The 25679-nt window shown below is 53.4% G+C and carries 25 protein-coding genes; 19 read left to right on the forward strand and 6 right to left on the reverse strand.

Annotation, left to right across the window (positions count from 1 at the left end; all coding sequences use genetic code 11):
- Window positions 1-52 precede the first annotated feature (52 nt).
- From uvrD to corA, 3 genes are all read left to right on the forward strand, one after another.
- Complete coding sequence (gene uvrD / locus OGV57_RS01125) at window positions 53-2215, forward strand: DNA helicase II (protein ID WP_003017922.1); 2163 nt, start codon at window positions 53-55, stop codon at window positions 2213-2215.
- 148 nt (window positions 2216-2363) lie between these two features.
- A complete protein-coding gene (gene ysgD, locus OGV57_RS01130) occupies window positions 2364-2420 on the forward strand; it encodes a YsgD/CorL family protein (RefSeq protein WP_212723238.1) in 57 nt (18 codons plus the stop codon).
- 153 nt (window positions 2421-2573) lie between these two features.
- Window positions 2574-3524, forward strand: coding sequence for a magnesium/cobalt transporter CorA (gene corA, locus OGV57_RS01135; protein WP_003017920.1), 951 nt, complete (start codon window positions 2574-2576; stop codon window positions 3522-3524).
- Window positions 3525-3597: 73 nt separating this feature from the next.
- Here corA and rarD read toward each other — a convergent pair whose 3' ends face one another.
- Together rarD and yigI are read right to left on the reverse strand one after the other, a co-directional pair.
- Window positions 3598-4491: an EamA family transporter RarD gene (rarD, locus tag OGV57_RS01140; RefSeq protein ID WP_003841213.1), complete on the reverse strand. Its 894-nt coding sequence runs from the start codon at window positions 4489-4491 to the stop codon at window positions 3598-3600.
- Between the two features lie 51 nt (window positions 4492-4542).
- Window positions 4543-5010 carry an acyl-CoA thioesterase YigI gene (gene yigI, locus OGV57_RS01145; RefSeq protein WP_003017917.1) on the reverse strand — a complete coding sequence of 156 codons (468 nt, stop codon included), beginning with the start codon at window positions 5008-5010 and terminating at the stop codon, window positions 4543-4545.
- Window positions 5011-5175: 165 nt separating this feature from the next.
- Between yigI and pldA the strand changes: the two genes are divergently transcribed.
- The 3 genes from pldA (at window position 5176) to rhtC (ending at window position 8647) form a co-directional block, all read left to right on the forward strand.
- Entirely contained in the window at window positions 5176-6045 is an 870-nt protein-coding gene (gene pldA / locus OGV57_RS01150; protein ID WP_003017916.1) for a phospholipase A, read from the forward strand.
- Between the two features lie 88 nt (window positions 6046-6133).
- Complete coding sequence (gene recQ, locus OGV57_RS01155) at window positions 6134-7963, forward strand: ATP-dependent DNA helicase RecQ (RefSeq protein ID WP_054528919.1); 1830 nt, start codon at window positions 6134-6136, stop codon at window positions 7961-7963.
- Between the two features lie 63 nt (window positions 7964-8026).
- Window positions 8027-8647, forward strand: a complete 621-nt coding sequence (gene rhtC / locus OGV57_RS01160; RefSeq protein WP_003828942.1) for a threonine export protein RhtC — start codon at window positions 8027-8029, stop codon at window positions 8645-8647.
- A gap of 38 nt (window positions 8648-8685) precedes the next feature.
- On the opposite strand, the gene OGV57_RS01165 is transcribed toward rhtC, so the two are convergent.
- Window positions 8686-9570 (reverse strand): Rpn family recombination-promoting nuclease/putative transposase, encoded by an 885-nt coding sequence (locus tag OGV57_RS01165; protein ID WP_032938478.1) that lies wholly within the window; start codon window positions 9568-9570, stop codon window positions 8686-8688.
- Window positions 9571-9732: 162 nt separating this feature from the next.
- On the reverse strand, window positions 9733-10353 hold the full coding sequence (rhtB, locus tag OGV57_RS01170; RefSeq protein ID WP_003828938.1) for a homoserine/homoserine lactone efflux protein: 621 nt from the start codon (window positions 10351-10353) through the stop codon (window positions 9733-9735).
- Window positions 10354-10463: 110 nt separating this feature from the next.
- Here rhtB and pldB point away from each other — a divergent pair, with 110 nt between their 5' ends.
- The 3 genes from pldB to OGV57_RS01185 all read left to right on the forward strand — a co-directional run bounded on the left by pldB (window position 10464) and on the right by OGV57_RS01185 (window position 13271).
- Window positions 10464-11480 (forward strand): lysophospholipase L2, encoded by a 1017-nt coding sequence (pldB, locus tag OGV57_RS01175; RefSeq protein WP_003017911.1) that lies wholly within the window; start codon window positions 10464-10466, stop codon window positions 11478-11480.
- A gap of 15 nt (window positions 11481-11495) precedes the next feature.
- Complete coding sequence (gene yigL / locus OGV57_RS01180) at window positions 11496-12296, forward strand: sugar/pyridoxal phosphate phosphatase YigL (RefSeq protein WP_003017910.1); 801 nt, start codon at window positions 11496-11498, stop codon at window positions 12294-12296.
- A 75-nt stretch (window positions 12297-12371) separates the two neighbouring features.
- Window positions 12372-13271: a carboxylate/amino acid/amine transporter gene (locus OGV57_RS01185; RefSeq protein ID WP_003844634.1), complete on the forward strand. Its 900-nt coding sequence runs from the start codon at window positions 12372-12374 to the stop codon at window positions 13269-13271.
- Here OGV57_RS01185 and metR read toward each other — a convergent pair.
- Window positions 13159-14112 carry an HTH-type transcriptional regulator MetR gene (metR, locus tag OGV57_RS01190; protein WP_054528920.1) on the reverse strand — a complete coding sequence of 318 codons (954 nt, stop codon included), beginning with the start codon at window positions 14110-14112 and terminating at the stop codon, window positions 13159-13161. The two genes, OGV57_RS01185 and metR, sit on opposite strands and share 113 nt — an antisense overlap.
- Window positions 14113-14347: 235 nt before the next feature.
- Here metR and metE point away from each other — a divergent pair, with 235 nt between their 5' ends.
- The gene (gene metE, locus OGV57_RS01195; protein WP_032938482.1) at window positions 14348-16609 is read left to right on the forward strand and encodes a 5-methyltetrahydropteroyltriglutamate--homocysteine S-methyltransferase; all 2262 of its coding nucleotides are present in this window, start codon (window positions 14348-14350) and stop codon (window positions 16607-16609) included.
- A gap of 54 nt (window positions 16610-16663) precedes the next feature.
- On the opposite strand, the gene OGV57_RS01200 is transcribed toward metE, so the two are convergent.
- The gene (locus OGV57_RS01200; RefSeq protein ID WP_032938484.1) at window positions 16664-17470 is read right to left on the reverse strand and encodes a dienelactone hydrolase family protein; all 807 of its coding nucleotides are present in this window, start codon (window positions 17468-17470) and stop codon (window positions 16664-16666) included.
- Window positions 17471-17735: 265 nt separating this feature from the next.
- Here OGV57_RS01200 and udp point away from each other — a divergent pair, with 265 nt between their 5' ends.
- From udp to tatD, 9 genes are all read left to right on the forward strand, one after another.
- Window positions 17736-18497, forward strand: coding sequence for a uridine phosphorylase (gene udp / locus OGV57_RS01205; protein WP_003017903.1), 762 nt, complete (start codon window positions 17736-17738; stop codon window positions 18495-18497).
- A gap of 140 nt (window positions 18498-18637) precedes the next feature.
- Window positions 18638-20068, forward strand: a complete 1431-nt coding sequence (rmuC, locus tag OGV57_RS01210; protein WP_096890398.1) for a DNA recombination protein RmuC — start codon at window positions 18638-18640, stop codon at window positions 20066-20068.
- Window positions 20069-20162: 94 nt separating this feature from the next.
- Window positions 20163-20918, forward strand: a complete 756-nt coding sequence (ubiE, locus tag OGV57_RS01215) for a bifunctional demethylmenaquinone methyltransferase/2-methoxy-6-polyprenyl-1,4-benzoquinol methylase UbiE (protein ID WP_003017897.1) — start codon at window positions 20163-20165, stop codon at window positions 20916-20918.
- Window positions 20919-20931: 13 nt separating this feature from the next.
- A complete protein-coding gene (gene ubiJ / locus OGV57_RS01220; RefSeq protein ID WP_003017894.1) occupies window positions 20932-21537 on the forward strand; it encodes a ubiquinone biosynthesis protein UbiJ in 606 nt (201 codons plus the stop codon).
- A complete protein-coding gene (ubiB, locus tag OGV57_RS01225) occupies window positions 21534-23174 on the forward strand; it encodes a ubiquinone biosynthesis regulatory protein kinase UbiB (protein WP_003841233.1) in 1641 nt (546 codons plus the stop codon). Before ubiJ ends, ubiB begins: the two co-directional genes overlap by 4 nt.
- A gap of 78 nt (window positions 23175-23252) precedes the next feature.
- Window positions 23253-23507: a Sec-independent protein translocase subunit TatA gene (tatA, locus tag OGV57_RS01230; protein ID WP_003017888.1), complete on the forward strand. Its 255-nt coding sequence runs from the start codon at window positions 23253-23255 to the stop codon at window positions 23505-23507.
- Between the two features lie 3 nt (window positions 23508-23510).
- Complete coding sequence (gene tatB / locus OGV57_RS01235; RefSeq protein WP_003841235.1) at window positions 23511-24059, forward strand: Sec-independent protein translocase protein TatB; 549 nt, start codon at window positions 23511-23513, stop codon at window positions 24057-24059.
- 2 nt (window positions 24060-24061) lie between these two features.
- Entirely contained in the window at window positions 24062-24853 is a 792-nt protein-coding gene (tatC, locus tag OGV57_RS01240; protein ID WP_003017884.1) for a Sec-independent protein translocase subunit TatC, read from the forward strand.
- Window positions 24854-24894: 41 nt separating this feature from the next.
- Window positions 24895-25677, forward strand: a complete 783-nt coding sequence (tatD, locus tag OGV57_RS01245) for a 3'-5' ssDNA/RNA exonuclease TatD (RefSeq protein WP_003017882.1) — start codon at window positions 24895-24897, stop codon at window positions 25675-25677.
- The last annotated feature ends 2 nt before the right edge of the window (window positions 25678-25679 follow it).

Below are 25679 nucleotides of genomic sequence, written 5' to 3' on the forward strand. Positions count from 1 at the left end.
CTGTATAAATTCCCAGGGGTCCGGCTGGGCCCTGTTGATTCCGGCGGTGCCAATGGACGTTTCTTACCTGCTCGATAGCCTCAATGACGAACAGCGCCAGGCTGTGGCCGCGCCACGCAGCAACATGTTGGTTCTGGCAGGCGCGGGGAGTGGTAAAACGCGCGTGCTGGTGCACCGTATCGCCTGGTTACTGACGGTAGAGAACAACTCGCCGTATTCGATTATGGCGGTAACCTTTACCAATAAAGCGGCGGCGGAAATGCGCCACCGTATTGGTCAGATCATGGGAACCAGCCAGGGCGGTATGTGGGTGGGGACGTTCCACGGTCTGGCGCACCGTCTGCTGCGCGCGCACCATATGGATGCCAACCTGCCGCAGGATTTCCAGATCCTCGACAGCGAAGACCAACTGCGTCTGCTTAAGCGCCTGATCAAGGCGATGAACCTGGATGAGAAGCAGTGGCCGCCGCGTCAGGCGATGTGGTTTATTAATAGTCAGAAAGACGAAGGGCTGCGCCCGCACCATCTGCAGAGCTATGGCAACCCGGTTGAGCAAACCTGGCAGAAAGTGTATCAGGCTTACCAGGAAGCGTGTGATCGCGCCGGGCTGGTGGATTTCGCCGAGCTGCTACTGCGCGCCCATGAACTGTGGCTCAACAAGCCGCATATCCTGCAGCACTATCGCGAACGCTTTACCAATATCCTGGTGGACGAATTTCAGGATACCAACAACATTCAATACGCCTGGATCCGCCTGCTGGCGGGCGATACCGGTAAAGTGATGATCGTGGGTGATGACGACCAGTCGATCTACGGCTGGCGCGGGGCGCAGGTGGAAAACATCCAGCGCTTCCTCACCGATTTCCCTGGCGCAGAAACCATTCGTCTGGAGCAGAATTACCGCTCGACCAACAATATCCTCAGCGCAGCTAACGCCCTGATTGAGAACAACAACGGGCGTCTGGGTAAAAAGCTGTGGACCGACGGTGTCGACGGTGAACCGATCTCGCTTTACTGCGCGTTCAACGAACTTGATGAAGCGCGTTTTGTGGTTAACCGCATCAAGACCTGGCAGGACAACGGTGGCGCGCTTGAACAATGCGCTATTCTGTACCGCAGCAACGCCCAGTCGCGCGTACTGGAAGAGGCGTTGTTACAGGCCAGCATGCCGTATCGGATTTATGGCGGGATGCGCTTCTTCGAACGCCAGGAAATCAAAGATGCGCTCTCTTACCTGCGCCTGATCGCTAATCGCAATGACGACGCCGCATTTGAGCGCGTGGTGAATACACCGACCCGCGGGATTGGCGATCGTACTTTAGATGTGGTGCGTCAGACCTCCCGTGACCGCCAGCTAACGTTGTGGCAGGCTTGTCGTGAGCTGTTGCAGGAAAAAGCCCTCGCGGGGCGCGCTGCCAGCGCCTTACAGCGTTTTATGGAGCTGATTGACGCCCTGGCACAGGAGACCGCCGATATGCCGCTGCACGTGCAAACTGACCGGGTGATTAAAGACTCCGGCCTGCGCATGATGTACGAGCAGGAAAAAGGCGAGAAGGGCCAGACGCGTATCGAAAACTTAGACGAACTGGTGACGGCAACGCGCCAGTTTAGCTACAACGAGGAAGATGAAGACTTAATGCCGTTGCAGGCGTTCCTGTCTCACGCCGCGCTGGAGGCGGGCGAAGGGCAGGCGGATACCTGGCAGGATGCGGTTCAGCTGATGACCCTGCACTCGGCGAAAGGTCTGGAGTTCCCGCAGGTGTTTATCGTCGGCATGGAAGAAGGCATGTTCCCCAGCCAGATGTCGCTGGACGAAGGCGGACGTCTCGAAGAGGAACGCCGCCTGGCCTACGTCGGCGTGACCCGCGCGATGCAAAAGCTGACGCTGACCTACGCCGAAACGCGTCGTCTGTACGGCAAAGAGGTTTACCATCGCCCGTCGCGCTTTATTGGTGAACTGCCGGAAGCGTGTGTTGAAGAGGTACGTCTGCGCGCCACGGTCAGCCGCCCGGTAAGCCATCAGCGAATGGGCACGCCAATGGCGGAAAACGATACCGGCTATAAGCTTGGCCAGCGCGTACGCCATGCCAAGTTTGGCGAGGGCACCATTGTCAATCTGGAAGGCAGCGGCGAGCACAGTCGTTTGCAGGTCGCGTTCCAGGGGCAGGGGATCAAATGGCTGGTGGCGGCCTATGCCCGACTGGAAACGGTATAACTTTCAGAAAAATATCATTATTTTGTAACGATCTGCTAGCCTTACTGATGAGCAGGTAATTTATCCAGGCTAGCGTTTCGTTGCGTGTTGACGTCAAAATTTTGCTGGCGTAACATGCGCGCACGATTACGCTAAGAGGACATTCGCCTTGGACACACCCAGTAGATACTGGCTCATTATCCTGTCATCCAGGATCAACTCCTAAGGCTATCCCTTTTTGCTGATAGCCTTCGCGGTTGTCAGCGACCTTCTGTTTTTCCCGTCGCGCTGAGTCAGGCTGTTTAATGGTCTGAAACCCAATTTGTTTCTGTGTGCCCTCCGAACTGTCCGATAATTTTTTGCATTGGGAGTCCCGGTCATGCTGAGCGCATTTCAACTGGAAAACAATCGTTTAACTCGCCTTGAGGCAGACGAGATCGAGCACCTGGCCAGTTCGGTTTGGGTCGATTTAGTCGAGCCGGATGACGAAGAACGAAACCGTGTGCAAAAGGACTTGGGCCAGAATCTGGCTACGCGCCCTGAACTGGAAGACATCGAAGCATCCGCGCGTTTTTTTGAAGACGAAGACGGTCTGCACATTCACTCCTTCTTCTTTTATGAAGATGCCGACGATCACGCGGGTAACTCAACCGTCGCATTTACTATTCGCGAAGGCCGTCTGTTTACCCTGCGTGAGCGCGAATTGCCGGCCTTTCGCCTGTACCGCATGCGTGCGCGTAACCAGGCTATGGTGGATGGCAATGCCTACGAGCTGTTGCTCGACCTGTTCGAAACCAAAATTGAACAGCTGGCGGATGAGATCGAAAACATCTACAGCGACCTGGAAAAACTCAGCCGTGTGATCATGGAAGGGCGTCAGGGCGATGAATATGACGAAGCGCTGTCGACGCTGGCGGAACTGGAAGATATCGGCTGGAAGGTACGCTTGTGTCTGATGGATACCCAACGCGCACTGAACTTCCTGGTGCGTAAAGCGCGGTTGCCGGGCAGTCAGCTGGAGCAGGCGCGTGAGATCCTGCGCGATATCGAATCTCTGCTGCCGCACAATGAATCGCTGTTCCAGAAGGTTAACTTCCTGATGCAGGCGGCGATGGGTTTTATCAACATCGAGCAGAACCGCATCATCAAGATCTTCTCAGTGGTTTCTGTGGTGTTCCTGCCGCCGACGCTGGTGGCGTCCAGCTATGGGATGAACTTTGAGTTCATGCCGGAACTGCACTGGAGCTTTGGTTATCCTGGGGCGATTGTCTTTATGATGCTCGCCGGTCTGGCGCCGTATCTGTACTTTAAGCGCAAGAACTGGCTGTAATGGCGGTGACTTATCCGGCCTACGGTGATGTGTTTTTGTAGGCCGGATAAGCGAAGCGCCATCCGGCAATCCCCTAGCTCCGACGAACCCGTCGTTGCGTATAAATCGCATCCATTACGAAAATCGCCAGCGCGACCCAGATAAACGCGAAAGTGACCATCTTGTCCGCACCCGGTACTTCACCGTAGAACGTTACCGCCAGCAGGAACATCAGCGTAGGGCCAATGTACTGGAAAAAACCCAGCGTCGACAGACGCAGGCGGGTTGCCGCGCCGGTAAAGCACAGCAGCGGTATGGTGGTCACGACACCCGCAGCAATCAGCAGCAGATTGAGCGACATCGGGTTTTGCCCCATATGGCTGGTTGGGCTGTCCGCAATGCCAAACAGATAGATGGCTGCAACGGGTAAAAGCCACAGGGTTTCGATCAGCATGCCGGTTTGTGCTTCGACCGCAATCTTCTTGCGCACCAGGCCATAGAACGCAAAGCTGAACGCCAGTCCCAGCGCGATGATTGGCAGCGATCCGAAGGTCCACAGCTGTACCAGCACGCCGCATGCGGCTAACAGTACCGCCAGCCACTGCATGCGACGAAAGCGTTCGCCGAGGAAAAGCATTCCCAGCACAATATTCACCAGCGGGTTAATAAAATAGCCGAGGCTGGCTTCCAGCATATGGTGATTATTGACCGCCCAAATGAACAGCAGCCAGTTTCCGCCGATGAGCACCGCCGAGAGCGCCAGCAGGAAGATCTTCTTTGGCGTTTGGAGCAGCGTTTTGACACCCGACCATTGGCGGCTGATGCTCATCAGCACCACCATGAAGAAAAATGACCAGATGACACGGTGCGTCAAGATCTCATCCGCCGGGACATAGTAAATCAGCTTGAAGTAGGCAGGTGCGATACCCCAAATAAAATAAGCAGCAAGAGCGAGTAACACGCCCTGCCGCGTTTGTTTAGCATCCATCGGGAAAACTCATTGCAGAAATGTAACAGCAGTTTACCTTTTTTTGGCTGCTTACCCCACCATATAAGTGGCGGTTGCGCTGGCAATATAAAGCTGTTCTTCGTTATGCAGTTCCACGCGTGCCACGGCGACTTTATTACCCGCCCGCAGCAGGCTGCTGGTGGCGGTAAAGCGATTCCCTCTCCCTGGACGCAGGTAATCAACGCGCAAATCGATGGTTCCCATGCGTGACATCCGCTGACGCAGTTCGTCCTCACTGATCGTCTCATGGCGGGTTAGCGTACTGCCAACGCACACCAGTCCGGCGGCGACGTCCAGCGCCGAGGCGATCACGCCGCCATGCAAAATGCTTTGCGCCCAGTTGCCGACCATCATCGGTTGATTATTAAAGGCTAATTGAGCAAATTCTTTCTCATAGCGTTCAAGCTCCAGTCCCAGCGCCCGGTTAAACGGCATATGATAGACAAACATTTCACCCACTAACTTCAGCGCTTCCTCAGCAGTAAGTACGGCAGACATATGATCCCTACATCTTAATAGTTAATGAAATGTTGATATTATGCTTATTATTTGTTGTTTTCTACTTTAGGACGGGATAACTAACGAGGAACTCGCTAAGTATGTAGAATACTTGCCAGATAATTATACAATTCATCAATATTTTGGTTCAGGAGAACAGTACCGATGCGGGCGATTCTGGGATGGTTACTACCAGCAGTCATGCTGCCGTTGACCGCGTATGCGCAGGAAGCGACAGTGAAAGAGATTCATGATGCACCGGCGGTTCGTGGCAGTATTATCGCCAACATGCTGCAGGAACATGACAACCCTTTCACGCTTTATCCTTATGACACTAACTATCTTATCTACACTAATACCAGCGACATGAACAAAGAGGCGATCAGCAGCTATAGCTGGTCCGAAAATGCGCGCAAAGATGAGGTTAAGTTTCAGCTAAGCCTGGCGTTTCCGCTGTGGCGCGGGATATTAGGCCCAAATTCGGTACTCGGCGGCTCCTATACCCAGAAATCCTGGTGGCAGCTTTCTAACAGTGAAGAGTCTTCACCGTTTCGCGAAACCAACTACGAACCGCAATTGTTCCTCGGTTTCGCCACAGACTACCGCTTTGCCGGTTGGACGCTTCGTGATGTCGAAATGGGCTATAACCATGATTCCAACGGTCGTTCCGATCCGACCTCGCGTAGCTGGAACCGTCTTTATACTCGTCTGATGGCTGAAAACGGTAACTGGCTGGTGGAAGTTAAGCCGTGGTACGTCATCGGCAGCACTGATGATAACCCGGATATCACAAAATATATGGGCTACTATCAGCTCAAACTGGGTTATCACCTCGGTGACGCCGTCTTAAGTGCGAAAGGTCAGTACAACTGGAATACCGGTTACGGCGGCGCTGAGTTGGGTGTCAGTTACCCCATTACGAAGCATGTACGTCTTTACACCCAGGTTTACAGCGGTTACGGCGAATCGCTGATTGACTATAACTTCAATCAGACCCGTGTTGGTGTGGGCGTGATGCTCAACGATATCTTCTGATAAGTATTGAGAGTATTTTAATCATTGCAGTTTCTCTCTCAGGCGCTGAAAATAGCGCCTGTTTTTATTTCAGGCTAATGGGGTTAATGTGGCGCAGGCGGAAGTGTTGAATCTGGAAATGGGCGCTAAACAGGTTTTGCAAGAAACCTTTGGCTACCAACAGTTTCGCCCTGGTCAGGAAGAAATCATTGATACCGTGCTCTCTGGTCGCGACTGCCTGGTCGTTATGCCGACCGGCGGCGGTAAATCCCTGTGCTATCAAATTCCCGCATTATTGCTAAACGGACTCACCGTTGTTGTTTCTCCGCTGATTTCCTTGATGAAGGATCAGGTCGATCAACTGCTGGCCAACGGCGTGGCGGCGGCGTGCCTTAACTCTACTCAAAGTCGTGAGCAGCAGCTTGAGGTGATGGCAGGCTGTCGTACAGGACAGATTCGCTTACTGTACATTGCGCCCGAACGCCTGATGCTGGATAACTTCCTTGAGCATCTGGCGCACTGGAATCCGGTGCTGCTGGCGGTTGATGAAGCGCACTGTATTTCGCAGTGGGGGCATGATTTCCGCCCCGAATACGCGGCGCTGGGCCAGTTGCGCCAACGTTTCCCAACCCTGCCGTTTGTGGCGCTGACCGCGACTGCGGATGAGACAACCCGGCTGGACATTGTGCGTCTGCTGGGACTCAACGACCCGTTAATTCAGATCAGCAGCTTTGACCGCCCGAACATTCGCTACATGTTGATGGAGAAATTTAAGCCGCTCGATCAGCTGATGCGCTATGTGCAAGAGCAGCGCGGCAAGTCTGGCATTATCTACTGTAACAGTCGCGCTAAAGTCGAGGACACCGCCGCGCGTCTGCAAAGCCGTGGCATCAGCGCCGGGGCTTATCATGCTGGGCTGGAAAATGCCGTACGCGCCGAGGTGCAGGAGAAATTCCAGCGCGACGACCTGCAAATCGTGGTGGCGACCGTGGCGTTCGGTATGGGGATCAACAAACCTAACGTACGCTTCGTGGTGCATTTCGACATTCCGCGCAATATCGAATCCTATTACCAGGAAACCGGCCGCGCCGGGCGTGATGGCCTACCGGCAGAAGCGATGCTGTTTTACGATCCGGCTGATATGGCATGGCTACGCCGTTGCCTCGAAGAGAAACCCGCTGGGCAACTGCTGGATATCGAACGGCATAAGCTCAATGCGATGGGGGCGTTTGCCGAGGCGCAAACCTGTCGTCGCCTGGTGCTGCTGAACTATTTTGGCGAAGGGCGTCAGGAGCCGTGTGGTAACTGCGACATCTGCCTCGATCCGCCAAAGCAGTACGACGGACTCATGGATGCGCGTAAAGCGCTGTCGACGATTTACCGTGTTAACCAACGCTTCGGCATGGGGTACGTCGTGGAAGTGCTGCGCGGAGCGAATAACCAGCGTATTCGCGAACTGGCTCATGACAAACTGCCGGTCTATGGCATTGGTCGCGAGCAAAGCCACGAACACTGGGTGAGCGTTATTCGCCAGCTTATTCACCTGGGCCTGGTGACGCAGAATATTGCTCATCACTCCGCGTTACAGTTAACCGAAGCCGCGCGTCCGGTCCTGCGCGGTGAAGTTCCACTACAGCTTGCCGTGCCGCGTATTGTGGCGCTGAAACCGCGCGCGATGCAGAAATCCTTCGGCGGCAACTATGACCGCAAACTGTTCGCCAAATTGCGTAAGCTGCGTAAAGCCATTGCCGATGAAGAGAACATCCCACCGTACGTGGTGTTCAACGACGCCACGCTGATTGAAATGGCCGAACAAACGCCGGTTTCACCGAGTGAAATGCTGAGCGTCAACGGCGTGGGAATGCGTAAACTTGAACGTTTTGGCAAAGAGTTTATGGCGCTTATCCGCGCACACGTTGATGGTGATGACGAAGAGTAGTCAGCAGGGCAAAAAAGTGCCAGGATGGTGACTCACTGAACTATTCCCCCGCGAGTCATTTTTATGTTAACGCTATTTTTCACCGTTGCGTTGGTGCATATCGTTGCGCTGATGAGCCCCGGTCCCGATTTCTTTTTTGTTTCTCAAACTGCGGTTAGCCGTTCGCGCAAAGAGGCGATGATGGGCGTGCTGGGTATTACCTGCGGCGTCATGGTCTGGGCTGGCGTGGCACTGCTCGGCCTGCATCTGATTATCGAAAAAATGGCCTGGCTGCACACCATTATTATGGTAGGTGGGGGTCTGTATCTGTGCTGGATGGGTTATCAGATGCTGCGCGGCGCGTTTAAAAAACAGGATGTTGCAGCTCCCACTCCGCAGGTTGAGCTGGCGCAGAGCGGACGCAGCTTCTTGAAAGGCCTGCTGACCAATCTGGCGAACCCTAAAGCCATTATCTATTTTGGCTCCGTCTTCTCGTTATTTGTTGGCGACAACGTCGGAACGGGAGCGCGTTGGGGGATTTTTGCCCTGATTATTGTGGAAACGCTGGCGTGGTTTACCGTGGTTGCCAGCCTGTTTGCGCTGCCGAAGATGCGTCGTGGCTATCAGCGCCTGGCGAAGTGGATTGATGGTTTTGCCGGGGCGCTGTTCGCGGGTTTCGGCATCCACCTGATTATTTCGCGCTAAGTTTGTTACCCGCCTGGGAGTCCCAGGCGGAGTACGGTTTATTGCGCAAGCTTCTGTAATTCATCCTTCGAAAGGCCGGTCATTTCCATAATCGCATCGGTATCAAGACCTCGCTTGAGCATTGCTTTTGCTACATCAGTGAGGGCAATGCGTTTGCCCTCTTCACGGCCTATCTGCTTTAGTTGATCCGCCATTGTCATCAGTTTGTCTCCATGCTGCGGCACACGCTGTGCCAGCTTATACAGTAATGTCTGAACATCTTGTGTATTCCCTGCTTGCACCATGTAGTTTACCAGCACGGTTATTTGTTGTCCGCTCATCTTCTCCAGCATAAACAGGCGGGTAAGTTTATCCAGCAGCTGTGCCATGTCGCGCTGGCGAATATGCTTTTGCACTAATGTCAGCGCCGCCATACTGCGATGCTGCATGATTTCATCATCTGGAATAACCGTCACATCCACCAACGGAAACGGTGTGCTGTAAAGTTGAAGGGCGGTTCCCGAATCCTCAAAGTGATCCAGCCAGTTCATTGAGCCTTGCCATGGGCTTTGCTTGCCATGGTAAAAGAGCACTGGAATCACCAGCGGTAGAGTGTCGTTTCCAGCCTCAAGATGACGTTGCATCGCGGCGATAGCGTAGCGCATCAGGCGAAATGACATATGCTTGTCAGGTGAGCTTTGATGCTCAATAAGCACATGTACATAGCCTTGTCCGCTGGTGGTTTCCAGTGAGTAGAGAATATCGCTGAAATAGGGGCGCAGATCGTCCTCCACAAAACTGCCTGATTCCAGACGGAGCGTTTCCAGTTTGCAGATTTTGATTAACGAGGGAGGAAGATGAAGTTCGATAAAGTCCCGCGCGGTTTCCACGCGGGAGAGGAAGGTCTTAAATACTGCGTCATGGGGTGTCGTTGCTTCCGCCATCGTCCATCATCCGTGAGAAGTGAGAGTGGCGGCATTCTTACACTGGTATTCAACACCTAACAGCGCAGAATAAAAGACTTTTCCTCCTTTGCGGCTAAGTACGGAAAGTCATATTCAGACGTTCATACTGTTAGCATTTCTTTGCGAGTGCCGTTCCATTGGCTAGGCATGCCTTGCCGATGCCAGCAGGGCGCCTATCAGCATAAACAGCGAGCCGAACACTTTGTTCAGCGCCTTCATTTGCTTTGGCCCTTTAATCCAGCCAGCAATGCGCGTGGCCAGCGTTGCGTAACCGATCATCACAATGATATCGACTACAATGGTCGTAACGCCAAGCACCACGTACTGCATCAGTTGCGGTTCCTGCGGCAGGATAAACTGCGGGAACAGGGCGGCAAGAAAAACAATGCTCTTGGGGTTGGTCAGATTCACAAAGACCGCGCGTTTGAACAGGCGGCTGCGTGATTGTGTATTCGCCATGGTGTTCAGATCGATAGCGCCCGCAGCCCGCCATTGTTGAATACCCAGCCAAATCAGATAGGCCGCTCCCGCCCACTTCAGCACCTCAAATGCGATCACCGAACGTGAAAATAGCGTTCCCAGCCCCACGCCTACCAAAACGATATGAATGCCCAGCCCGGTCTGTAAACCCGCAATCGACGCGCTGGCACCGCGATAACCATGGCTGATGGCGGTGGTCATAGTGTTGATTGCGCCAGAGCCTGGAGACAAGCTCAAAATAATAGAGGTCAGCAGGTAGGCGAACCACCATTCAAAGGTCATGAGAAACTCCCGGATTGTCTATTTTTATGCCACAATACGCTACTGCCGTTAGGTTGTATCAGCGACGGCGAAAAAAACGATTTTACTTGGTCAGCGAGGCTGGATACCCGATGTTTCAGCAGCAAAAGGACTGGGAAACAAGAGAAAACGCGTTTGCTGCTTTTTCCATGGGGCCACTGACAGATTTCTGGCGTCAGCGGGAAGAAGCGGAATTTACGGGTGTGGATGATATCCCCGTACATTTTGTGCGTTTTCATGCAGAAAAAAACGATCGCGTCATCGTCGTCTGTCCTGGACGCATTGAAAGCTATGTGAAATACGCTGAACTGGCGTATGACCTGTTTCATTCTGGTTTTGACGTGCTCATTATCGATCACCGTGGTCAGGGGCGTTCCGGGCGAATGCTTTCGGATCCACATCGCGGTCATGTCGATAACTTTAATGACTATGTCGACGATTTAACCGCCTTCTGGCAGCAGGAGGTGCTACCCGGCCCGTGGAGAAAACGCTATATCCTGGCGCATTCAATGGGCGGGGCGATTGCCACGTTATTCCTGCAGCGCCACCCGAATCAGTGTGATGCCATCGCGCTTTGTGCACCGATGTTTGGTATTGTGATGCGCTTTCCCGACTGGATGGTGCGCCACATTCTGGACTGGGCTGAAGGGCATCCGCGGATTCGCGAAGGCTATGCGATGGGAACCGGGCGCTGGCGGGCGCTGCCGTTCGGTATGAATGCGTTAACCCATAGTCGACAGCGCTATCGGCGCAATCTACGCTTCTATGCTGATGAGCCGCGGTTGCGCGTTGGCGGTCCCACCTATCACTGGGTACGCGAAGGGATTCTGGCTGGTGAACAGGTTTTGGCTGGCGCGGGAGACGACGCGACGCCGACGCTGCTTATTCAGGCTGAAGAAGAACGTGTAGTGGATAACCGCATGCACGATCGTTTTTGTGAACTCCGCGCCGCAGCGGGCCATCCTGTAGAAGGAGGTCAGCCGCTTGTCATAAAAGGCGCGTACCATGAGATCCTTTTTGAAAAGGACGCCATGCGCTCAGTCGCGCTTAACGCTATTGTCGAATTTTTCGACAAACATAACTCATCCAGCGGAACCCGCTTTGCCTAGAGGTTGAATTTTCTTATGTATCAGGTTGTTGCGTCTGATTTAGACGGTACGCTGCTTTCCCCCGACCATACTCTGTCCCCTTATGCCAAAGAGACGCTGAAGTTATTGACCGCTCGCGGCGTTAACTTCGTGTTTGCGACTGGCCGTCATCATGTTGATGTGGGGCAAATTCGCGATAACCTCGGCATTAAAACCTACATGATCACGTCCAACGGCGCGCGGGTGCATGATTCTGACGGGAATCTGGTTTTTTCCCATAACCTGGATCGCGACATTGCCAGCGACCTGTTTGGCGTAGTGAATGCAAATCCGGACATCGTGACCAACGTTTATCGCGATGATGAATGGTTTATGAATCGCCATCGTCCGGACGAAATGCGATTCTTCAAAGAAGCAGTGTTTAACTATTCCCTGTTTGAACCTGCATTACTGGAGCCTGAAGGTGTCAGCAAAGTGTTCTTCACCACCGACTCTCACGAAAGACTGCTACCGCTGGAGCAGGCGATTAACGCCCGCTGGGGCGATCGCGTCAACGTCAGCTTCTCTACGCTTACCTGTCTGGAAGTCATGGCGGGCGGCGTGTCGAAAGGTCATGCGCTGGAAGCGGTAGCGAAAGCGATGGGCTACAGCCTGAAAGACTGCATCGCTTTTGGCGATGGGATGAACGATGCGGAAATGCTCTCCATGGCGGGCAAAGGCTGCATCATGGGCAATGCCCACCAGCGCCTGAAGGATCTGCATCCGGAGCTGGAAGTCATTGGTCTTAATGCTGACGATGCCGTGCCGCACTACCTGCGCGATCTCTTTTTAAAGTGATTGTTCTTTAGTTGACCAGTTGTCAACTAAACTCTCCGCTACAATGGACGTTCCCTGTTCTAAGAGACATCCATTGTGGCGCTACTCATCATTACCACTATTTTGTGGGCCTTTTCCTTCAGCCTGTTTGGCGAGTACCTTGCCGGTCATGTCGATAGCTATTTTGCGGTGCTGGTGCGCGTTGGACTCGCGGCGCTGGTGTTCCTGCCGTTCTTACGTACCCGCGGGCACAGCGTAAAAACGATCGCGCTATATATGCTGGTGGGGGCCATGCAGCTTGGCATTATGTATATGCTGAGTTTTCACGCCTACCTGTACCTGACGGTTTCAGAGCTGTTGCTTTTCACCGTGCTGACGCCGCTCTACATCACGCTGATTTATGACCTGATGAGCGGGCGCCGTTTGCGTTGGAGCTACGCTTTCAGTGCGTTACTGGCGGTGATTGGCGCGGGGATTATTCGTTACGATCAGGTAACCAGCCACTTCTGGACTGGCCTGCTGCTGGTGCAGCTTTCCAACATTAGTTTTGCCATCGGTATGGTGGGCTACAAGCGTCTGATGGAAACCCGCCCAATGCCACAGCATAACGCTTTTGCCTGGTTTTATATGGGGGCCTTTATGGTGGCTGTCGTGGCCTGGTTCATGCTGGGCAATGCGCAGAAAATGCCTACCACTACGCTACAGTGGGGTATCCTGGTCTTTCTTGGCGTGGCAGCGTCCGGCATTGGTTACTTTATGTGGAACTACGGCGCGACCCAGGTGGATGCCGGTACGCTGGGCATCATGAACAATATGCATGTGCCGGCCGGGCTGTTGGTCAACCTGGCTATCTGGCATCAACAGCCTCACTGGCCAAGCTTCATCATTGGCGCGGCTGTGATAGTGGCCTCACTGTGGGTACATCGAAAGTGGGTCGTTCCGCATTCCGCACAAACGGCAGATGATCGCAGGCGTGATTCCGCGCTGAGCGAATAAACGCTTCAGTGACCGGCTGTCGCTGCTCGCCATCACGCACGGCGGCGTACAGTCGGCTCCACAATCCATCACCCAGGGTTTTAGTCACTACTAAACCCTGGCGTTCAAAACTCTCCACCACCCAGTGCGGTAACGCCGCGATACCCATTCTGGCTGCAACCATCTGAATCAGCAGCAGGGTGTTATCCACGCTCTTCAGCGACGGACTAACACCCGCAGGCTGCAGGAAATGCCGCCATACATCCAGTCGACTCCGTTGCACTGGGTAAATGAGCAGCGTCTCGCTGGCCAAATCTTCCGGCGTGATTTGCGTTTTGCTGGCCAACGGATGGTCCGGCGCCAGTACCAGGCGGACTTCAAAATCAAACATCGGTGAGTAGTGCAATCCGCTGCGCGGCAGGATGTCGGAGGTTAATACCAGATCCAGCTCATCCTGCTGTAGCGCTGGTTGCGGATCGAACGTCACGCCGGATTTAAAGTCCATCTCCACCTGTGGCCAGTTGGCACGAAAATTCTCCAGCGCGGGCGCCAGCCATTGAATACAACTGTGACATTCAATTGCGATTCGCAGCCGGGTTTGCTGCGGTTCGTTGCAAGCCTGCAGCGCACGACCAATTTGCGGCAACACCTGATTGGCTAACTGCAGCAGGATTTCTCCCTGCGGCGTAAAGCGCAGAGGCTGGCTTTTACGGATAAAAAGTCGAAAGCCAAGGCGCTGCTCCAGATCGCTGAACTGGTGAGAAAGGGCGGATTGGGTCTGATGCAACGTCGCCGCGGCGGCTGCCAGCGAACCGCTATTCCGCAACGCCTGGAGCGTTTTCAGGTGTTTAATCTCGATCATGAAAGTCCTTCACTTCGGCATGAACAAATTGCGCTTGAGGAATATACAGTAACCGCCAATTATGGATGTGTAAACATCTGGACGGCTAAAATCCTTCGTCTTTTAAATTTATGGTGCGTTGGCTTAGTTTCCCCACCCCAGTCACTTACTTCAGTAAGCTCCTGGGGATGAGTAAACTTGCCGCCTTCCCTAAATTCAAAATCCATAGGATTTACATATAATTAGAGGAAGAAAAATGACAATATTGAATCACACCCTCGGTTTCCCTCGCGTTGGCCTGCGTCGCGAGTTGAAGAAAGCGCAAGAAAGCTACTGGGCGGGAAATTCCTCCCGTGAAGAATTGCTGGCCGTTGGCCGCGAGCTGCGTGCCCGCCATTGGGAGCAGCAGAAGCAGGCGGGTGTTGACCTGCTGCCGGTAGGTGATTTTGCCTGGTACGATCACGTGCTGACTACCAGCCTGCTGCTCGGCAACGTTCCGGCTCGTCATCAGAATAAAGACGGCTCGGTCGATATCGATACCTTATTCCGTATTGGCCGTGGCCGCGCACCGACCGGTGAGCCAGCGGCGGCGGCAGAAATGACCAAATGGTTTAATACCAACTATCACTACATGGTGCCAGAGTTCACCAAAGGTCAGCAGTTCAAACTGACCTGGACGCAACTGCTGGATGAAGTAGACGAAGCGCTGGCGCTCGGGCACAAGGTGAAACCTGTGCTGCTGGGGCCGGTAACTTACCTGTGGCTGGGGAAAGTGAAGGGCGAACAGTTTGACCGCCTGAGTCTGTTGAACGACATTCTGCCGGTTTACCAGCAGGTGTTGTCTGAGCTGGCAAAACGGGGTATTGAGTGGGTGCAGATTGACGAACCTGCTCTGGTGCTGGAATTACCGCAAGCGTGGCTGGACGCTTTCAAACCAGCTTATGATGCCTTGCGGGGCCAGGTGAAGCTGTTACTGACCACCTACTTCGAAGGCGTAACGCCAAACCTGGATACCATTACCGCGCTGCCGGTGCAGGGACTGCACGTTGACTTCGTGCACGGTAAAGATGATGTCGCCGAGCTGCACAAACGTCTGCCTGCCGACTGGCTGCTGTCAGCGGGCCTGGTGAACGGGCGCAACGTCTGGCGCGCCGATCTCAGCGAAAAATACGCGCAAATTAAAGATATCGTCGGGAAACGTGACCTGTGGGTGGCTTCTTCCTGCTCCCTGCTGCACAGCCCCATCGATCTCAGCGTGGAAACCCGCCTTGATGCAGAGGTGAAGAGCTGGTTTGCCTTCGCCCTGCAAAAATGCGGCGAGCTGGCGCTGCTGCGTGATGCGTTGAACAGCGGTGATACGGCGGCAATTGTCGAATGGAGCGCACCGATTCAGGCTCGTCGTCACTCTACTCGTGTCCACAACGCCGCAGTGGAAAAACGTCTGGCGGCAATCACCGCCCAGGACAGCCAGCGCGCCAACGCTTATCCGGTTCGTGCCGAGGCGCAACGTGCCCGCTTTAATCTGCCGGCATGGCCGACCACGACTATCGGCTCATTCCCGCAAACCACCGAAATTCGCGGTCTGCGTCTGGACTTCAAAAAGGGCAACCTGGATGCCGGTAACTACCGCACCGGTATTGCGGAACATATCAAACAGGCGATCGCCGAACAGGAGCGTCTGGGGCTCGACGTGCTGGTACACGGTGAAGCCGAACGTAACGACATGGTGGAATACTTTGGTGAGCATCTGGACGGGTTCGTCTTTACCCAGAACGGTTGGGTGCAGAGCTATGGCTCCCGTTGCGTGAAGCCACCGGTAGTCATTGGCGACGTCAGCCGCCCGGAAGCGATCACCGTGGAGTGGGCGAAGTATGCCCAGTCACTGACCGACAAACCGGTAAAAGGTATGCTGACCGGTCCGGTGACCATTCTTTGCTGGTCATTCCCGCGTGAAGACGTGACGCGTGAAACCATCGCGAAGCAGATTGCGCTGGCGTTGCGTGATGAAGTTGCGGATCTGGAAGCAGCGGGGATCGGCATTATCCAGATTGATGAGCCGGCACTGCGTGAAGGTTTACCGCTGCGTCGCAGCGACTGGGCGGCATATCTGGAATGGGGCGTGGAGGCTTTCCGCATTAACGCGGCGGTGGCGAAGGATGAAACCCAGATCCACACCCACATGTGTTACTGCGAGTTCAACGACATCATGGACTCCATTGCGGCGCTGGACGCAGACGTGATCACTATTGAGACTTCACGTTCTGATATGGAGCTGCTGGAGTCGTTCGAAGAGTTCGACTATCCGAACGAAATAGGGCCGGGCGTCTACGACATTCACTCGCCGAACGTCCCGAGCGTGGAGTGGATTGAAGCTCTGCTGAAGAAAGCCGAGCAGCGTATTCCGGCTGAGCGTCTGTGGGTGAACCCGGACTGCGGTCTGAAAACGCGCGGTTGGCCGGAAACCCGTGCCGCGCTGGCAAACATGGTTAAAGCGGCGCAGAATCTGCGTCAGGCGTAAAAACAAAACGGAGGCTGATGCCTCCGTTTTGTTTATTGGTTTGCCTGGCGGGAATTATTTCTTCCCACCGTATTGCGCGAACCACTCCAGCATTCTCTGCCAGCCGTCTTTCGCGGACTCTTCGTGATAGCTCGGGCGATAATCGGCGTTGAAGGCATGTCCGGCATCGGGATAGACCACGATTTCCGCTTTCGCATTGGCGGCGCGTAGCGCCTGACGCATTGTTTCAACGGTATCTTGCGGAATGCTGGTATCCTGGGCGCCATAAAGTCCCAAAACGGGGGCGTTAAGATCGGTTGCGATATCAACGGGATGTTTCGGCGAGTTGAGGGTTTTATCACCCACCAGTTTGCCATACCACGCCACCGCCGCTTTTAACTGCGGATTATGTGCGGCATACAGCCAGGTGATGCGTCCACCCCAGCAAAATCCGGTGATCATCAGTTGGTGCGCATCTCCCCCGTTGCGGGAGGCCCAACTGGCGACGTGGTCCAGATCGGCCAGTACCTGAGAGTCAGGCACTTTGGCGACAAGGCCGCTGAGCAACGTGGGGATATCGGCAAAGTCATTGGGATCGCCTTCGCGAAAATAGAGTTCTGGTGCGATAGCCAGATACCCTTCCAGAGCCAGACGGCGGCAAACGTCACGAATGTGCTCATGAATACCAAAAATCTCCTGCACGACAATGACCACGGGAAGCAGTCCATCGGTTTGTTTTGGTCGTGCGTGATACGCTGGCATATCATCGCCTTGTGAAGGTATGGACGTTACACCGGCGATAATTTCGTTATCCGGAGTGTGAACCGTGGTAGACGTCGGTGGAGATACAGCAGGTGCAAAGCCAGATTGTCGTGTTGTCATGGTATTCTCCGTACCCTTAAATATTCAGCCAAAAAGCGCATTGTTAACTATAGACACATGCAACGAACCACATTGCCTTAAACGGGCTATCTTTTGTGCAGGGCTTCCTTACATCGCATCATTTATGTGATACGCATCACTTTTTGATGGTAATTGAATGCAATTGATTTACATCATAGTGATGACTGTCACGAAAATATGTTCATGCCTTCGGTAAAGTGTGTTTTTGCTTCTTCTGACAAAACCGATTCACAGAGGAGTTTTTATGTCTAAGTCTGATGTTTTTCATCTCGGCCTCACTAAGAGCGACTTACAAGGGGCTACGCTTGCTATCGTCCCTGGCGACCCGGAGCGGGTGGAAAAGATCGCCGCGCTGATGGATAAGCCGGTTAAGCTGGCATCTCATCGCGAGTTCACTACCTGGCGTGCTGAGCTGGATGGTAAAGCCGTGATCGTTTGCTCTACCGGTATCGGCGGCCCGTCAACCTCTATTGCCGTTGAAGAACTGGCACAACTGGGCATTCGTACCTTCCTGCGTATCGGTACGACTGGCGCTATCCAACCGCATATCAATGTAGGTGATGTCCTGGTCACCACGGCGTCTGTCCGTCTGGACGGCGCAAGCCTGCACTTCGCGCCAATGGAGTTCCCGGCCGTTGCGGACTTCGAGTGCACCACCGCGCTGGTGGAAGCGGCGAAATCTATCGGCGCCACTACCCACGTGGGCGTTACCGCATCTTCTGACACCTTCTACCCGGGCCAGGAACGTTACGACACCTTCTCTGGTCGCGTCGTGAGCCGTTTCAAAGGCTCGATGGAAGAGTGGCAGTCTATGGGCGTTATGAACTACGAAATGGAATCTGCCACGCTGCTGACCATGTGCGCAAGCCAGGGTCTGCGTGCCGGTATGGTCGCGGGTGTTATCGTGAACCGTACTCAGCAAGAGATCCCTAATGCGGAAACGATGAAACAAACAGAAAGCCATGCGGTAAAAATCGTGGTGGAAGCTGCGCGTCGTTTACTGTAATTCTCCCGTCTATTCAAAAAGGCCGACGCGTTCGGCCTTTTTATTTTGCGTAGTACCTCGCAGGAAATTCCTTTTAAACTGGACGTTTATACAGCACAATTCTATTTTGTGCGGGTAAGTCGTTGCTGTAAGGGGGCGTTGTGGATATTTCAATTATGATGAGTGCCGTGTTGGCGTTAGCCGCAGGGCTGCTGGTTGGGTGGCTGGCAACAAAAGCGCACGCCGACAGGATCCGTGCCGATCTCATCGAAGAACGACGTGAACTGGATATCGCGCTAAGTGCCGCCCGGCAACAACTCTCACAGGAAGCCCACTGGCGTGATGAGTGCGAACTGCTTAATAACGAATTGCGCAGCCTGCACAGTATCAACACCTCTCTGGAAGCTGATCTCCGTGAAGTCACTACCCGGCTGGAAGCAACGCAACAGCATGCGGAAGATAAGATCCGTCAGATGATCAACAGCGAACAGCGCCTGAGCGAGCAGTTTGAAAATCTGGCGAACCGTATATTCGAGCACAGCAATCGCCGCGTAGATGAGCAAAATCGCCAAAGCCTGAACAGCCTGCTGGCACCGCTTCGCGAACAATTGGACGGATTTCGACGCCAGGTTCAGGACAGCTTTGGTAAAGAGGCACAGGAACGTCATACTCTGGCGCACGAAATTCGTAATCTCCAGCAACTGAATGCGCAGATGGCACAGGAAGCGGTAAACCTGACGCGGGCATTAAAAGGCGATAACAAAACGCAGGGTAACTGGGGCGAGGTCGTACTCACGCGGGTGCTTGAGGCTTCCGGTCTGCGCGAAGGCTATGAATACGAAACCCAGGTCAGCATCGAAAACGACGCCCGTTCGCGGATGCAGCCAGATGTTATTGTCCGATTACCGCAGGGCAAAGATGTGGTGATTGATGCGAAAATGACGCTGGTCGCCTATGAACGCTATTTTAACGCTGAAGATGAATTCACCCGCGAGAGCGCGTTGCAGGAGCACATCGCCTCGGTGCGCAACCACATTCGTCTGCTGGGCCGCAAAGACTATCAGCAGCTTCCGGGGCTGCGTACGCTTGACTATGTGCTGATGTTTATCCCCGTTGAGCCCGCTTTTTTGCTGGCGTTAGACAGACAGCCCGAACTGATTACCGAAGCGCTTAGAAATAACATTATGCTGGTGAGTCCTACCACGCTGTTGGTGGCATTGCGCACGATCGCCAACCTGTGGCGCTACGAGCATCAGAGTCGTAATGCGCAACAAATTGCCGATCGGGCCAGCAAACTTTATGACAAGATGCGGTTGTTTGTGGATGATATGTCGGCAATAGGTCAAAGCCTGGACAAAGCCCAGGATAATTACCGACAGGCGATGAAAAAACTCTCTTCCGGTCGTGGAAACGTCCTGTCGCAGGCAGAAGCGTTTCGCAGTTTAGGTGTAGAAATTAAGCGCGAGATTAATCCTGAGCTGGCTGAGCAAGCCACTACGCAGGATGAAGAATACCGCTTGCGCTCGGTCCCTGAGACGCAACAAGATGCATCTTGCCCCGATGGTGAAGCGGTAAATCAGCAATCAAACTAGTCCATTTGGGGTAGTTGAACCCGGCAGAAGGGTAGGGCAAATTGGCCCAATCTGTTACACTTCTCGAACATTTTTTGGATGAGCAGGCACTGAGATGGTGGATAATTCACAAGAAACGACGCACTTTGGCTTTCAGACCGTCGCTAAAGAGCAGAAAGCTGACATGGTGGCCCACGTTTTTCATTCTGTGGCCTCTAAATATGACGTTATGAATGACTTAATGTCATTCGGCATTCATCGTTTGTGGAAGCGCTTCACCATTGACTGCAGTGGCGTGCGTCGCGGGCAAACCGTTCTCGATTTAGCAGGCGGTACCGGCGATCTGACGGCGAAATTCTCTCGCATGGTAGGCGAAACCGGCAAAGTTGTGCTGGCGGATATCAATGACTCAATGCTCAAAATGGGTCGCGAAAAGCTGCGCAATATTGGTGTGGTGGGTAACGTTGAGTACGTTCAGGCGAATGCGGAAGCACTACCTTTCCCTGACAACACGTTTGACTGCATCACCATCTCTTTCGGTCTGCGCAACGTTACGGATAAAGACAAAGCATTACGCTCCATGTACCGCGTATTGAAGCCGGGCGGACGTCTACTGGTGCTGGAATTCTCCAAGCCGATTATCGAACCGTTGAGCAAAGCCTACGACGCGTACTCTTTCCATGTTCTGCCGCGTATAGGTTCAATGGTAGCAAGCGATGCGGACAGCTATCGCTATCTGGCGGAATCCATCCGCATGCATCCCGATCAGGACACCTTAAAAGCAATGATGCAAGATGCCGGGTTCGAAAGCGTTGATTACTACAACCTGACAGCAGGTGTCGTTGCGCTGCATCGTGGATACAAGTTCTGACAGGAGAGTGGGGATGCCTTTAAAACCCTTAGTGACCGCAGGCGTTGAAAATCTGCTCAACACCTTTCTGTACCGCTCTCCTGCGCTCAAGTCAGCCAGAACGCGTTTACAGGGCAAAGTGCTACGTGTTGATCTCAAAGGATTTTCAACATCGTTAGTCCTGGTGTTTAGTGAGCGCCAGGTCGATGTGCTGGGGGCGTGGGAAGGCGAAGCCGATTGCACCGTAATCACATATGCCAGTGTGTTACCGAAATTGCGTGACAGACAGCAACTCACCACGCTTATCCGCAGCGGTGAACTGGAAGTCCAGGGTGATATCCAGGTAGTACAGAACTTTGTTGCGCTTGCCGATCTGGCCGAGTTGGATCCTGCAGAACTGTTAGCACCCTATACTGGCGATATCGTCGCGGAAGGGGTCAGCAAAGTCTTGCGTGGTGGAGCGAAGTTCCTGTGCCATAACTTTCAGCGCCAGCAGCGCTATGTCGCCGAAGCGATCACCGAAGAGTGGCGCATGGCTCCTGGCCCACTAGAGGTTGCATGGTTTGCTGAAGAAACGGCAGCCGTTGAGCGCGCGGTTGAATCTCTGGCCAAACGGCTGGAAAAACTGGAGGCCAAATGACGCCAGGTGAAGTACGGCGCCTTTATTTCATCATTCGCACTTTTTTAAGCTACGGTCTTGATGAACTCATCCCCAAAATGCGAATCACGCTGCCGCTTAGGTTGTGGCGATACTCGTTGTTCTGGATGCCCAACCGACATAAAGACAAACCGCTGGGAGAAAGGCTGAGACTGGCTTTACAGGAACTCGGCCCGGTGTGGATCAAGTTTGGGCAGATGCTCTCCACCCGTCGTGACCTTTTCCCTCCGCACATCGCCGATCAGCTTGCGCTATTGCAGGATCGTGTTGCCCCGTTTGATGGGCTTAGAGCGAAAAAACAAATCGAAGAGGCCATGGGCGGGCTGCCCGTCGAGGAATGGTTTGATGATTTTGAAATCACGCCGCTGGCATCTGCGTCTGTTGCTCAGGTTCACACTGCGCGATTGAAATCGAATGGCAAAGAGGTGGTGATCAAAGTTATTCGCCCGGACATACTGCCGGTCATCAAAGCGGATTTAAAACTGATCTACCGCCTGGCTCGTTGGGTTCCTCGTCTGCTGCCAGATGGGCGTCGCCTGCGACCAACAGAAGTCGTCCGTGAATATGAAAAAACGTTGATTGATGAGCTAAATCTGCTGCGCGAATCGGCGAACGCCATTCAGCTACGACGTAATTTTGAAGATAGCCCGATGCTGTACATCCCGGAAGTGTATTCCGACTATTGCAGTCAGAACATGATGGTGATGGAGCGCATTTACGGTATCCCGGTTTCAGATGTCACCACGCTTGAGAAGAACGGCACCAATATGAAGTTGCTGGCTGAACGTGGTGTTCAGGTCTTCTTTACTCAGGTATTCCGCGACAGCTTTTTCCATGCGGATATGCACCCTGGGAACATTTTTGTCAGTTATGAGCACCCTGAAAACCCGAAATACATTGGTATTGATTGTGGGATTGTGGGCTCTTTAAACAAAGAAGATAAACGTTACCTGGCTGAAAACTTCATTGCGTTCTTTAACCGCGATTACCGCAAAGTTGCTGAACTGCACGTGGATTCTGGTTGGGTTCCACCGGATACCAACGTTGAAGAGTTTGAATTTGCCATTCGTACCGTGTGCGAGCCGATTTTTGAAAAACCGCTGGCGGAGATTTCCTTTGGTCATGTGCTGTTGAATTTGTTCAACACTGCGCGCCGCTTCAATATGGAAGTCCAGCCTCAACTGGTATTGCTACAGAAGACGCTGCTGTACGTTGAGGGGGTCGGACGACAGCTCTACCCGCAGTTAGATTTGTGGAAAACGGCTAAGCCATTCCTCGAATCCTGGATTAAAGATCAGGTCGGTATTCCGGCGCTCGTTAGGGCATTTAAAGAAAAAGCACCGTTCTGGGTCGAAAAAATGCCAGAAATACCTGAACTGGTGTATGACAGTTTGCGCCAGGGCAAATATTTACAGCACAGTGTTGATAAGATTGCCCGCGAGCTTCACGCGAATCATGTACGCCAGGGACAATCCCGTTATTTATTGGGCATTGGCGCAACATTGTTGCTAAGTGGAACATTCCTGCTGGTAAGCCGCCCTGAGTGGGGGCTTATGCCGGGCTGGTTGATGGCAGGCGGTGTCTTAGCCTGGTTAATCGGCTGGCGCAAAATGCGCTGAATTTTTCATCGCCCAAGGCAGGCCGTGTAACGTATACTACGGCCTTATTAATTCATCATCTATGACAGAGGAACATGTATGGGTGGTATCAGTATTTGGCAGTTGTTGATCATTGCCGTCATCGTTGTACTGCTATTTGGCACCAAGAAACTCGGCTCCATCGGTTCCGATCTTGGCGCATCGATTAAAGGCTTCAAAAAAGCGATGGGTGATGATGAGCCTAAGCAAGATAAAACCAGCCAGGACGCTGATTTTACAGCTAAATCCATCACCGATAAGCAGGGCGAAGTGAAAAAGGAAGACGCCAAAAGCCAAGATAAAGAGCAGGTATAATCCGTGTTTGATATCGGTTTTAGCGAACTGTTATTGGTGTTCGTGATCGGCCTCATTGTCCTGGGGCCGCAACGATTACCCGTAGCGGTAAAAACGGTTGCTGGCTGGGTGCGTGCTTTACGTTCCCTGGCAACTACTGTTCAGAATGAACTGACCCAGGAGCTTAAGCTTCAGGAGTTTCAGGACAGCCTGAAGAAAGTAGAGAAAGCGAGCCTGACAAATCTGACCCCGGAGCTGAAAGCGTCAATGGATGAGCTGCGTGAAGCGGCGGAATCGATGAAGCGTTCTTACAGCGTGCACGATCCTGAGAAAGCGAGCGATGAAGCGCACACTATCCATAATCCGGTGGTGAAAGAAGGTGAAGCGCAGCGAGAAGGGGTCACCCCTGCCGCCGCTGAAAATCAGGCCAGTTCGCCGGAGCAAAAACCGGAATCCACGGGTGCTAAAACGCCAGAGCCGACGGAAAACACTTCCGCTACGTTGATGGATGCAGAAAAGAAAGCTGCCGCACCTGTTGTCGAATCCTCACCCTCGTCGAGTGATAAACCGTAAACATGTCTGTAGAAGATACCCAACCGCTCATCACGCATCTTATTGAGCTGCGTAAGCGACTCCTGAACTGCATTATTGCGGTAATCGTGATCTTTCTGGCGTTGGTTTATTTTGCCAACGACATTTACCATATGGTTGCAGCGCCTCTGATTAAACAGATGCCGCAGGGTGCAACGATGATCGCCACCGATGTGGCTTCGCCGTTCTTTACGCCAATCAAGTTGACCTTCATGGTGTCGCTGATCCTGTCAGCGCCAGTGATCCTCTACCAGGTATGGGCATTCATTGCGCCTGCTTTGTACAAACATGAACGTCGCCTGGTTGTGCCGCTGCTGGTCTCCAGTTCGTTGCTGTTCTACATCGGCATGGCATTCGCCTATTTTGTTGTCTTCCCGTTGGCGTTTGGTTTTCTGGCTAACACGGCTCCGCAAGGCGTACAGGTATCAACGGACATTGCCAGCTATCTCAGTTTCGTCATGGCGCTGTTTATGGCTTTCGGGGTCTCTTTTGAGGTCCCTGTCGCCATTGTGCTGCTATGCTGGATGGGCATTACGACGCCAGACGATTTACGCAAGAAGCGTCCTTACGTTGTGGTTGGGGCATTTGTCGTCGGGATGTTACTGACCCCGCCAGATGTCTTCTCGCAAACGTTGTTGGCGATACCGATGTACTGCCTGTTTGAAGTGGGCGTTTTCTTCTCTCGTTTCTATGTCGGCAAGCGACGTACGCGAGATGAGGACAACGAGGCCGAAGAAGCAAAAGAAGCCGAAGCCACCGAGAAAACAGAAGAGTAAATTCAACCGCCCGTCAGGGCGGTTGTCATATGGGAGGTAGCATGTTTGACATTGGCGTTAATTTAACCAGTTCACAATTTGCAAAAGACAGGGATGATGTTGTGGCGCGCGCCTTTGCTGCGGGCGTAAACGGTATGCTTCTGACCGGAACAAACCTGCACGAAAGCCAGCAGGCGCTAAAGTTGGCACAGCATTATCCGCATTGCTGGTCCACGGCTGGCGTGCACCCGCATGACAGCAGCCAATGGCAATCCTCAACGGAAGACGAGATTATCGCGCTGGCAAACCAGTCTGAGGTGGTCGCTATTGGCGAGTGCGGTCTGGATTTCAATCGCAATTTCTCCACGCCGCAGGAGCAGGAACGTGCTTTTGAGGCGCAACTGCGCATTGCTGCTGAACTGCAGATGCCGATTTTCATGCATTGTCGGGATGCCCATGAGCGTTTTCTGACGTTGCTGGAGCCGTGGCTGGATAGCCTCCCAGGCGCGGTGCTGCACTGTTTTACCGGAACGCGGCAGGAGATGCAGGACTGCGTGGACCGGGGACTTTATATCGGTATCACCGGCTGGGTCTGTGATGAGCGCCGGGGGATGGAACTGCGGGAACTGCTGCCGTTTATTCCGGTGGAAAGGCTGCTGATTGAAACCGATGCGCCTTACCTACTCCCTCGCGACTTAACGCCTAAACCGACGTCACGGCGCAATGAACCGGCGCACCTGCCACATATTCTTGAGCGTATTGCCCACTGGCGCGGGGAAAATCCTCAATGGCTGTCAGCAACCATTGATGCTAACGTCCGAACACTGTTCGAAGTGACCTTCTAAAC

The sequence above is a fragment of the Citrobacter sp. Cf087 genome (assembly GCF_030334285.1).
Taxonomy (GTDB): Bacteria; Pseudomonadota; Gammaproteobacteria; order Enterobacterales; family Enterobacteriaceae; genus Citrobacter; species Citrobacter freundii.